This window comes from Pseudoalteromonas prydzensis (assembly GCF_001661495.1).
Taxonomy (GTDB): domain Bacteria; phylum Pseudomonadota; class Gammaproteobacteria; order Enterobacterales; family Alteromonadaceae; genus Pseudoalteromonas; species Pseudoalteromonas prydzensis.
In genome coordinates this window covers 925,980-938,074 of sequence record NZ_BDDT01000001.1, presented here as the reverse complement: position 1 = coordinate 938,074, position 12,095 = coordinate 925,980, and the positions used below count along the sequence as shown (strand labels likewise).

Annotated in this window: 8 protein-coding genes; 3 read left to right on the top strand and 5 right to left on the bottom strand. The window is 40.2% G+C overall.

The genetic code is table 11. The annotated features are described in order from the left end of the window. Positions 1-23: 23 nt before the first annotated feature. Positions 24-2,339, bottom strand: a complete 2,316-nt coding sequence (locus A7968_RS03795; RefSeq protein ID WP_064665222.1) for a TonB-dependent receptor — start codon at positions 2,337-2,339, stop codon at positions 24-26. Between the two features lie 268 nt (positions 2,340-2,607). Between A7968_RS03795 and A7968_RS03790 the strand changes: the two genes are divergently transcribed. Together A7968_RS03790 and A7968_RS03785 are read left to right on the top strand one after the other, a co-directional pair. Beyond that, on the top strand, positions 2,608-4,632 hold the full coding sequence (locus A7968_RS03790; RefSeq protein ID WP_064665379.1) for a hybrid sensor histidine kinase/response regulator: 2,025 nt from the start codon (positions 2,608-2,610) through the stop codon (positions 4,630-4,632). A 158-nt stretch (positions 4,633-4,790) separates the two neighbouring features. Continuing rightward, positions 4,791-5,675: a sensor domain-containing diguanylate cyclase gene (locus A7968_RS03785; protein WP_064665221.1), complete on the top strand. Its 885-nt coding sequence runs from the start codon at positions 4,791-4,793 to the stop codon at positions 5,673-5,675. Positions 5,676-5,709: 34 nt separating this feature from the next. Here the strand turns inward: A7968_RS03785 and A7968_RS03780 are convergent, their stop codons facing one another. From A7968_RS03780 to A7968_RS03770, 3 genes are all read right to left on the bottom strand, one after another. After that, positions 5,710-6,573 carry an EamA family transporter gene (locus A7968_RS03780; protein ID WP_064665220.1) on the bottom strand — a complete coding sequence of 288 codons (864 nt, stop codon included), beginning with the start codon at positions 6,571-6,573 and terminating at the stop codon, positions 5,710-5,712. A 130-nt stretch (positions 6,574-6,703) separates the two neighbouring features. Further along, on the bottom strand, positions 6,704-8,278 hold the full coding sequence (locus A7968_RS03775) for a PepSY-associated TM helix domain-containing protein (RefSeq protein WP_064665219.1): 1,575 nt from the start codon (positions 8,276-8,278) through the stop codon (positions 6,704-6,706). Next, positions 8,275-8,571 (bottom strand): hypothetical protein, encoded by a 297-nt coding sequence (locus A7968_RS03770; protein ID WP_064665218.1) that lies wholly within the window; start codon positions 8,569-8,571, stop codon positions 8,275-8,277. The genes A7968_RS03775 and A7968_RS03770 overlap by 4 nt, the downstream gene beginning before the upstream one ends. A 358-nt stretch (positions 8,572-8,929) precedes the next feature. On the opposite strand from A7968_RS03770, the gene A7968_RS03760 reads away from it, so the two are divergent. Beyond that, entirely contained in the window at positions 8,930-11,005 is a 2,076-nt protein-coding gene (locus A7968_RS03760; RefSeq protein ID WP_064665216.1) for a TonB-dependent receptor, read from the top strand. 103 nt (positions 11,006-11,108) lie between these two features. Here the strand turns inward: A7968_RS03760 and A7968_RS03755 are convergent, their stop codons facing one another. After that, positions 11,109-12,095 (bottom strand): Gfo/Idh/MocA family protein, encoded by a 987-nt coding sequence (locus tag A7968_RS03755; protein ID WP_064665215.1) that lies wholly within the window; start codon positions 12,093-12,095, stop codon positions 11,109-11,111.

Here is a 12,095-nt window from a genome sequence, read left to right as displayed (position 1 = left end):
TTGTTGCCACATTGCAGTCTTGGTTAGAAATTAACTTCAAAGCGTACACTAGCGGTGCGTGGTGAACTTAATGTTTGATTATCAAAACCTGCTGGAGCAAGTGAGACATACTCTGCGTCTAACAGATTTTCTACCAAGGCATAAACCCCGTAGTTTTGCCATTGATAGCCAATACGTGAATTGACTAACCAATATGCATCATTTCTAGGCTCAAGGGCTGTTGCCAAGCGTTGTGAACTGCCTGTATAACTGGCATTAATATTAGCCATAAAGCCTTCATCACTTGCGTAATCGAGTCCCAGTAGCGCTGTCCATTCTGGCGCACCTGCAAATGAGTAACCGCTGTAGTCTTGTTCTTCACCATTAAAAGTAGCGCTGAATTGGTCAAACTCGGTTTTAGAATAGCCAATACCGCCGTATAAATTAGTTGTAGGGGATAACTCATAACTGATTTCAGTCTCAAAACCTTGCACATGAGATTTACCTACGTTACGCGTTTCGCGGTCATATTGATTACCCGATAAATACACAGAGACTTGCTGATCTGTCCAATCAAGGTAAAACACATTGGCGTTTACTACGAGTGTGTCATCTAACCATACTGAGCGAAGAGAGAACTCATAGTTCCAAGTATATTCAGGATCAAAGGTAAAGGGGGTGGCTTGTGCGACATTAGTGCCCACGCCGCCTGAACGATAGCCTTTTTGAATGGTGAAGCTAGTTGATAGGTCTTCATCAAAACGATATGTCGTTCCCAGTTTGGGCAGCCAAGCATCGAATGTAGCATCTTCAACAGGTTCATTACCTGACGCGCCATCTGCCATTGCATAAAGCTGTTGATTAATACCTGCTATTAGTTGAGCAAGCATCGGATCTGCGGCAAAATCTTCAGGCTTTGGTAATGCATTTTGTGTTTGCTGAGTAATATAAATATCAGCCGTTGTGCCATTTGCTTGTTGTTCTTTATCATAACGAAGGCCTGCGAATACATCCCAGTTGCTGTTTAACTGGTATGTAAAGTCAGTAAAAAATGCTTTAGTTTTCACTTTTTGTGTGAAATCTGAATTTTGACCAATGAATACAGGATCAGCACCTGTATAGAGTTGTAGAACTTGATCTGCCAGTGCTTCAGGAAGGCCTAAACCGCCATACTCTGCAGGCGCTGTTAATAATGTTTTAACGCCCAATTGTGAGAAGGTTAAACCACGTTCACCGCCACTGGTATCAAACACATCTAAATCGGAATAGTAGAAGCCCACTAAGCCCGATAGTTTTTCACTTTCGTAAGTAAATCGCAGCTCTTGTGTGGTGGTTTTGTCGGTTCGGGTATCGGTCAAAATAGATTGTGGTGCTTGCATACTAGCATCCCCATCCCACTCGTAACCGTACTCTGCGTCAGAATAAGTCGAGATTGATGCAAAAGACCACTCATCAGAGATATCATAATTGAGGTTGAGGATATAGAGATCACTGTCTGTGGATTCAAATGTTGGCGAGTCTAAATACACATAACGATCATCGTAAATATTATTGATAGGGTAGTCTTCATGACCACTTTCAACCATTACCCAGTCAATCCCTTTTTCGTTCTCGCTGTGCGTAAAGCTAAACTGCGCTTCAAACTCGGGCAAAGCAGATGGGGTATAACGCAATTTTGCACGGTAAAACTCATTGTTATCAAAATCCGATCCGTCGCCCGTGGCAACATTGGTATTATAACCATCAAAATCGCGTTTTTCGGCACTGACTCTAAATGCTAATTGATCTTCAATTAAGCCGCCACCAAACGCCACCGCAGCTTCTTTAGTCCCGTATTCGCCCATACCAACACGGCCTTTAAAATCATACTCTTGCACTGCATCACGGGTTTTCATCACCACCGCACCGGCAAGTGAGTTACGCCCTTGTAAGGTAGATTGCGGACCACGTAGTATTTCTACTTGGCTAATATCCCAGGTAGAAAATCCGCCTTGCTGCATGATTCGATAAGGCACAGGTGCGCCATCAACATAAACACTAGCAAGCCCACCAGAGCCACCATCAGTAACCCCAAAAGCATCAATACCACGGATATTAAAACCAGCGCCATCAGTACCTGAAGCATTAGGTGTACGGGCTAATACGTCATAAAAATCATTTAAATTTTCGCGTTCAATGGTTTGACTGGTTATAACAGCCACACTGGCAGGGGTTTCTTGTAAAGTACGGTCTATTTTTTGACCTTTTACCATGATTTTTTCAATCTTAGCAATATCATCCGCGTGGACGATATTGCTAAATGTAACGCCTGAAATAGCAAAGGCAACAGCAAATGCTAACTTTGATGAACGAATAGCCATGAACGATGCAACTCCGTATTGATACTGTAAATGATAACTATTGTTATTATATAATTATTTTTGTAATGTAAACAATCATAAATAGAATAAATACGTAAATAAAATGTGATTCTGCTAACAATGGACGACGGTGTAAAATCAATGCAGTACGGCAAATTTACCGTAGAGTATTAAGTCGTTATAGATTAAAGTAAGCAATGGGCTAAAGCGTAGAATGAATGGCATGATGCTTTGCTTTAGTACAATTAAATTGCACGGGGAGTTGCATTTGAATTTTCTCAGAAGCTTTCACAATATCGTATCTGATCAACAACAAAGTTTTGATGAGAAAATAGCGAGTCTGTTAAAGTTTGGACTCAAGGTTTTTGATTTAGAGATTGCTATTATAAGTGAAATAATCAATAACCAATATACAGTACGCCATGTGATTACCCCTGACAACTCGCTAGCGGTAGGCACAACATTTGATTTAGCTGGAACGTATTGCGTGCATACCTTAGCCGCAAGTAAGGCACTGGCTTTTCATCAAGCCTCAACAAGTCGTATTGCACATCACCCGTGTTATGTAAATTTTCAACTCGAATCCTACATTGGTGCGCCTATTAAAGTCGGTAAAGATATATATGGCACCGTCAATTTTTCATCCCCTACCTGCTGCGCACCTTTTTCACAGCAAGCCCATGACTATGTTGAATTATTTGCCCAGTGGCTAGGTTCCGAATTTGCAAGGAAACGCGCTAACGAACAGCTTTTAAAAAACAACAACACATTAGTAAAGTTAGAAAGTATTGCCAATATTGGTTCATGGGAAGTTGATTTATTGACCAGCAAAGTTACTTGGAGCGAACAAACCAAGCGGATCTATCAAGTTGACGACTCATTTATTCCTGACTTAAAGTCTGCGATTAGTTTTTTTAAACAGGGCGATAACCGAGAACGCATAGCTAATGCGGTTGAGTCAGGTATGAAAACGGGCGAAAAATGGCACTTAGATTTAGAGCTTATCACAGCTAAAAATAACAGCGTGTGGGTGAGTGCATTTGGTGAAGCTGAGTTTGTTGATGGCGCGTGTGTTCGCTTGTTTGGTACTTTACAAGATGTAACCGAATCAGTTTTGTTGCGTGAAGAACTAAAAAGCAAACAAGCACAAGCTGAACGAATGTTAGAAGATAGGAGCATTTTGTTTGCAAAAATTAGCCATGAACTTCGTACACCATTAAATGGCATCACAGGCATGTTAACGACATTGTTAGGTGAGCAAAGTGAAGAAAAAAGAGCCGAAAAGTTAAAAGTTGCATTACGCAGCGCAGATATTTTATTAAATATTATCAATGAAGTGCTCGATTTTTCAAAAATAAATCACGGTGAATTAAAACTCGAACCCAATCACTTTCTATTAAAAACAATCTTTGTAGATTTAGCGTCTTTGTATATTCCGCTTTTTAAGGCGAATAATATTGATTTTAAAACTCAGATTGAAATAGCCGATGATTGTTGGGCTTACTGTGATAATACGCGCCTCAGTCAAATAGCCTCCAATTTATTAAGTAACGCTTTAAAGTTTACTGATACAGGAGAGGTAAACTTTAAGGTAAGCGTTGCACAGGTTAATAAGCAATTAGCCCTGCATCTTGAAGTGAGTGACACAGGTAGAGGAATGACAAAAGCATTTCTTGAGTCATTATTCTCACCTTTTACTCAAGAGGTTGATGCCAAAAGCAATAAAGGTGGTACTGGGCTTGGTTTAGCGATTGTAAAAGAACTGATCGATTACATGGGAGGAACAATTAAAGTCAACAGTACTTTTCAGCAGGGCACAACATTTGTTATTGCTATCCCACTGGCAATTGGCACAATGCAAGTTGAGGTAAATCAACGTTTAGATACCACAATCGATACGAGTGGTTTATCGGTGTTGGTTGTTGATGATAATCAAATAAATAGGTTTGTGCTTGATGCGACGTTAGAAAAGTTGCAGATAAAAGCCGATTTTGCAGTAGACGGTGAAGACGCGATTTTAAAATGTAAGCAAAGCAAGTACGATCTTATTTTTATGGACTGCGTGATGCCGCAACTCGACGGACTTGAAGCGACTAAAATTCTAAGAGCTGAAAATATTTGTCGCTACCAAGATACTTTAATCGTCGCTTTAACTGCGAATACATCAGCCACGGATAAAATAGCCTGCAAAGAAGCGGGAATGGATATGTTTATTTCAAAGCCTTTTAAATTACATTTAATTGAAGAAGCTGTTGGTATTGCAGTGACAAGGTTGGTTAAGCGTAATAATTAATTGTACCAATAGTCAGAGCTTAGTGTATTTCTTGCTAATCAGTCTCAAAGCCTGTAATTGTTATCGGCACGCTTGTTTATTGCTGTGAAAAATATGTTGGCCTAGTATCTGTATATATTTAATATAAAATCTGCAATATTACCGTTAAAGGCGGGTGAATGAAAAATAATGAACTAGTTTGTCTTACCGATGTATTGGAGCTGATGCTCGATGCTGTTTGCGTGGTTGATAAACAAGGCTGTTTTATTGCAGTTAGCGCAGCGTTTGAAACCATTTTTGGTTATAAGCCAGCAGAAGTCGTTGGCAAACCAATGATTGATTTAGTGTATAAAGAAGACCGTGAAATAACCCTTGATACGGTAGCAACCTTATTATCTGGGGTATCAAAGCCGCGTTTTGAGAATCGCTGGGTAAGAAAAGATGGCCAAGTAGTACATATTTTATGGTCAGTACGTTGGTCTGATCTTCATCAAGTGAGAATAGCTGTAGCTCATGATATTACAGAGCGTAAAGAGTTTGAAAAACAGCTACAGCATTTGGTTGGCCACGATCAACTCACGGGTTTAGCAAATCGCACCTTATTACTCGATCGCGTGCAAAATAGTTTAGCCAGTGCAACTCGAACTGACGTAGAGTTATCGCTGTTGTTTATTGATATTGATGGCTTTAAAGAAGTGAATGACACACACGGTCATCTAGTAGGTGACAAGTTATTACAAAAAATAGCGGAGCGATTGCTTGAATGTGTACGTGGATCAGACACCGTCGGGCGCTTTGGTGGTGATGAATTTGTGGTGGTATTAAATGGCATTAAAAGTCGTGATGATGTCCTTCATGTCGCCGAAAAAATACGTTCTAAATGTGCAGAGCCTTTTATTATTGAGGATAAAAAACTAACGCTTTCAAGTAGTATTGGGCTTGCTAGTTACCCAGAGCATGGCAGTAATGATATGCAACTTATCCAATACGCAGATCAAACAATGTACATTGCTAAAGTCGCTGGTGGTAATCAAATTGTATCTGAACTACCACCGAGCGAATAAATTTAGCATCTTATACGGATAACATTAAATGATGTTAAGCGTCATTTTTAGTCGCGGATATCGAACTGCCCACCGAGGCAATGATCACTAATAGAATTGCCAACCACTGCCAAATACTCAGTAACTCAGCCAGAATGATAAACCCAGCCATCGCGGCAATCGCAGGCTCTAAACTCATCATAATACTGAAACCTTGTGCGGGCATATTACGCAGCGCCACCATTTCAAGTGTGTAGGGCAGTGCGCTCGACATCACAGCAACTAATAACCCTAAAGGCAACACTTCCCAGCTCAGTAAAGCCATACCTTGGTTGATTGCACCATAAGGCACTAAGACAATTGCCGCCACACTCATACCAAGTGCCACAGTCATACCGCCAGAGCCTTGATTACCAGTTTTTTTGCCAAATAAAATATAACCAGCCCAGCAAGCACCAGCGCCTAAAGCTAGAATTACTCCTACCGGATCTAAACTTTCTTCGCCGCTCATATCAGGCAGTAGTAGCACTATGCCGGCAATTGCACATGCCACCCAAAATAAATCTCGTTTTTTACGCGATGATAATAACGCCACGGCAAGTGGGCCGGTAAATTCCAGTGCAACACCAATACCGAGCGGGATACGGGCAATGGCGTAGTAAAATAATATGTTCATTCCCCCTAGGCATAAACCATAAACCACAATGGGCATACGTTGCCCAAGTGGTGGAAATGCTTTCCAAGGACGAAATACTAAACATAAAATAGCAGCAGAAAACCCTAAACGAAGAGCCGTGGTTCCTTCAGGGCCTATCAAGGGGAATAATTGTTTTGCGATTGAAGCGCCTGATTGAATGGTAACCATAGCTAACAATACGCAAACAACAGCGATGAAAAAAGGCGGAATAACTCGAGACATAGCGTATAAAAATGAAAAAAGAAATTATCTGCAGAGTGTACAGATTAATGTAACAATTTAATATATTTGCGATAAATAGCAGCCATTAAGTGATGCAGGCTCACGTATTAAACAATGCGTGAGCCTTCATTTACCTTATGAACTCTATTGTTTTGTTATCCAGAATTACTTTATCTTTAATGGGTTTTTGCTTTAAGCGTTTAGCGATAAAGAAAAACATAACTGAGAAAAGTGAGGCTATAAAATCAACAGGATAGCTTTCGTAATAGGGGAGCAGAGCTAAATTATTCAGGCCTTGAATAACACTCGAGATGGGTAAACATACGGTTAAAATCGATAACGTTATTAAGCCAGTGTAGCTTGCTTTGTTAGCCCCTAGTGTAAAACAACAGGCCAAGGAAATAAAAAAAACAACATAATAGCACAGCATATAATGGTGATTAATGTTGCCTATCAGTAAATTAGCCCATTTTGCTAACAGTAATACTGCAACAACAGCGAGCATGGACCCCAAACACACGCCAATCGTTAGTTTTGCCATAAGGTGTGTGCTGGTTTTATTTGCATCTTTTTTCATCCGCTTGTCTATCCATAGTAAATTACCGGAATAAAAAAGAAATGCGCCGAATAGCCCCATAATAAAATAAGCCCAACGGCCCCAGTCACCACCATAGGTGCCAAAGTGTAAGGAAAATAGACTGGCGGTAAAATTGCCCCAAAAACTATCTTCTCCTTGCGGGTAACTGGTATAAAGTATTTCTAAGCTATATGGGTTAATGGCCAAGTAATCGGTGTCTGGTCCTCGGCTTACAGCGGCTGCATTACTCATTTTAAATAGCGCTGAAGGACTAGCGGAATTTAACGCATTGTAACTAATATGGATCGGTTGATACCCTGGAGCGTAACTTTTTGCTGTGATGATCTGTGTTTCAATCGTTTTTAAATCGTTGATCTGGTAAGCATGTGCGGCAGCCAGGGGGCGTTCAAATAAGGGCTTATCGCCATAAAACTGGGCTAAACCATCATATATTAAATCATGAAAGGCAAATACCACAACGGTAAACGCAATGATCAAATGAAAGGGCAAACTCGCAACGCCGATAAGGTTATGGCTATCTAACCAAAAGCGACTCGGACCTTTTTCTTTTCGCAGCGCAAAAAATGTTTTTGCCAGTGTTGGTAAAAGGATAATTACACCGGACACTAAGGCTAAAAAATACAGTCCTGCAGCAATACCAAGAATGTAAACGCCTGATTGGTCGTGACCAATTTCACCAATAAATCCTGCGGTACGGTGTAGGTAATCGATTAGATCGGCAAGTTTATGTTCAGCTTGAACAGTAATTATTAGCTTTTGATCGGCATCAAGGTATGCTGTTTGTTGTTGATTATCTAAGTGCATACCACGAGCTTGACCTTGTGTATACCACGACAGTGGCGCAGCTGTTGTTAAAAGGTCGAGTTCAAAACCTTTTGCCATTTGCTCAGGATAAACAGCGATGGCTTGGTCGACTAAGCTTTGATAGTTTGTAGTTGTGGGATCGGTAAGCGGTGCAGTAGTTGGCTCTGCCCATTGTTGAATTTCATGTTTAAACATGGTCAAACTACCAGCATAAAAGCCGATGAAAAGTACTAAACCTGCAATAATCCCCGTCCATGTATGCACACCTTGGTAGGTGCGTAAAATATCGGCTCTTACTTTCATAATCCACCCCTTAACAGCAAAAATAAACTATACAAGATAACATTTGCACCACCGAGCATGAGCCAAGTTTGCTTCGCTGAATTAAATAAATAAGTAAAACTAAAGATCGTGAGCCATAAAATCGGGATCATCCACATATTAAATTGGACCTTATCTTGGGCATCAATTCCGCCTGGGCCGTACCAAGCAAAAAAAGCAATCAGAATATAAGCCAGCGCTAAACCCAGCACTGCTCCCGCTAAACTTTTACCAAGCCAAGTTGGTTGAATTTTTTGTCTTTGCTCAGGTGTCATTTCTTAGCCCCTTCACTTTAATTAAGCTTGCAAATGGCATGACCATTAAAGCGAGCATCAGTATTAAAATAATAAAGAAGCTTGCTGCTAATTTAGACAGTGTAGAAAAAGCAATGATAATTGCGGTTATAAACAGCATTAGCGCAAGTGTACGCCAGTGTTTAGAAATAGGTTTAGTAAGTAATCTTTGATGGCGATTACTGCAGTAGAGCACAGTTATAGCAATGAATAAGATAACAATAACGGTAAATTTAGACATAAGAGCAATAAATAGTTTATTTTTTAATGCAATTCTAAATGATAAGTAAACTCAATTGCAATACTGTAGTTGGTATGGTATTTTTTCGCGCAATTTAAAATGTCTCAAAAAAAGGAAACTATTTTGGCTGCTTTATTTAAACGAAATCAGCTTTCACTGCTTATTGCCAGCGCGCTGTTATTTACTCAAGCTCAGGTATTAGCAGATGATGAGGGCAATCGCGAATCAATCGATACTATCGTTGTTACGGGTGAAAAAATAGCAAAATCACTTAAAGACACTATTACCTCAGTTGCGGTCGTCGATAAGTCGTTATTAGAAAATGGTCAGTTAGCATCTGTTTCAGAAGCACTTGCTGATATGGCCAATGTAGTAGTGTTAACGGGATCAGTTCCTGATATGCGTGGTGTGTCAGGTAACGGTGGAGCAACAGGGTTTAATTCGTTTAGTGGCGGCTCAAAAGCGCGAGTATCAACGCTAGTTGACGGTGTAAGCCAGCCGTTTGTCGCTGATTTAACGGGTGATACTGGTTTGTGGGATATGGAGCAAATAGCAGTGTATCGAGGTCCACAATCAACAAGTAATGGTCGTAATAGCATTGCTGGCGCTGTTTATATGACAACCAAAGCACCGACTCAAGACTTTGAAGGCGCAGTGCGAGTCGGTTACCGTAATCAAGATAACTACCTTGACACCGCAGCCGTTATTTCCGGTGCATTAGTTGAAGATGTATTTGCTTTTAGGTTATCGACTCAATATGTTGATGGTGAAACTTACAGTAACCCAACTGTCTATGAAACAAATCCGACTGATCGCGATCTGAATAAATTAAACACTTCAAGCACCCGAGCAAAATTACTTTATACTCCATTTGATGATCTATCAATTCAACTAAGTTATTCAAACTACAGTGAAAAAGGAAATTCTGGTCGTCAGTATTATGAAGGTGACAACCCATCTGATTATATACCACTGTTTCAACGTATAATGGATACAGATTCAGATACAACACAAATCGATTTTGAATATAAGATTGATGAGAACTTCTCTGTGGATCTGCTCGTGGCGTATATGGATTACCACTGGGCTTTTGATGCTTATGAGCCACTAGAAACAGCAGAATCTGATGTTACTATGGATGAAAAAAATATTACCATTGATGGTAAATTAAACTTCGGTCTTAGTAGTGACTTTTATTCAGGCTTTATTGGCTTAGCTTATTTCGATCGAGATCAAGATTTTGACAGTGTTGGAGCAACAGATTATTTTGGTGATGATAGTAGTGATTCGATGGCGATTTACTCAGAGGCAAGCTTCAATCTGACTGATAAGTTAATAGTAACAGGTGGCTTGCGAGTTGAACGTGAAAGCCAGCTTCGTAACTTTAACATGGCATTTAGAGGCGATACCTTAGCTGAACAGCTAGATGATTCTAATACTATTAAATTACCTACCTTAGCTATTCAATACAAAGTTACCGAAGCAACTACTTTATCAGCTAGTGCGCGGCGTGGTTATAATTCTGGCGGTGGTGCACTCGACTTTAATGCTGAGGATTATTATTACTATGATGAAGAAACCGTTAATACTTATGAGGTAGGCACACGTAGTGTATTAAATAACGGTGATATCAACATAAGTGCGAATGTATTCTACAATAATTTTAATGGCTATCAAGCTTTAAACTCAGCGCGAAGAATAACCAATATTGATGATGCCCACAGTTATGGTTTAGAGCTCGAAGCCTATAGTATGTTGGGTGAACAATGGCAGTTACATGCTGGGCTAGGGCTATTAAAAACTGAAATTGATGCATCTGACAGTTATTCTGAGGCTGTCGGTAACGAACTTAATTCAGCCCCTTCATTTACGGCCAGTTTAGGTTTGTCTCATTGGTTTACTGATAGCTTTAAGATAAATGTCAGTGCAAATTATGTTGATGAGTATTACGGTGATCTTACTAACACCGAAGAGCGCGTGGCAGGTGATTACACTATTACTCGCGCAACAATAAGCTATGACGCAGAGAATTGGTTAATTAGCGCTTATATTAATAATGCCTTTGATGAACAAGGTTATACCAGTGTAGAGCCTGTAAGTGGCAGGTATCCAACTGGCTATGTCTCCGTTGTTAGCCCACAAACATTAGGTGCTTCAGTTATTTACCGTTTTTAATTACAAGAAAATTTAAGGCTGTTGATATACAGCCTTAAATGGTTTAGCTAGTTTAAGCTAAATATATGCAGAGTTACTGAAGACTTACTAGATACGATGCCTACTATAAGTCGGCTGGATAACTCACGCCAAGTTGCTGTCTTGCTTTATCAAGTACATCCACCACACTGATACTTAGTTGATGAGTATTGATCGGTGATTCTAGCTGTCCTGCGTTGGCTATGGCAATAAAATGAGTCACTTCGTGACGCATAAAGTGTTCGTCAAATGGCTGTGATAACTCTTCAACAGTGCCGTCGTTGGCGATAAACTGCATACGTTTTAACAGCGAAACGGCTTCGATTCTAATACGGCCTTGTTCACCTTGGATCTCGGTAAAGTTATCACCCTGAGATATTTTCGAGTAACTGATCACCGCTTGCTTATCACTGTAATTTAGTAACACATCACCGGCCCCATCAACACCTGTTTCAAGCAATACCCCACTGGCTTGTACGCTGTTTGGTGCTCCCCATAGCGCAATTAAAATATACAGTGGATATACCCCTAAATCGACCAAAGCGCCATTGGCAAACTCAGGTAAAAACGTATTAGGGCGTTCGCCATTTTTGTATTTATCGTAACGAGATGAATATTGACTGTATTGGCCAATGTATTTACGAGGAACGCCAATTTTCTCAATTGCTTGGCGTAATACCGTGAAATTTGGTAGATGAGTGGTCATCATCGCTTCCATGTAGAGGCGATTATTGTGCTTTGCTGCGGTTAAAATCGCAGCTAATTCTTGGCTATTAGCGGCAGCCGGTTTTTCACCTAATACGTGTTTTCCTGCATTTAAACAGGCTACAGCATAGCTCTTATGCAAACTATTGGGGGCAGCGATATACACCGCATCAACATTCTCATCGGCACACACTTGTTCAATATTGGTAAATATTTTTGCATCACTGATTGCATGTTTAGCTAAAAAGGTTTCGCCACTTTCAGTGGCTCGTGAGCACACGCCATAAAGCGTAAATTCGCTGACGGTCTTTGCCGCTGCAAGTAAAGTATCACTAATAAAATTGGTGCCAACGATTACAAAGTTCAT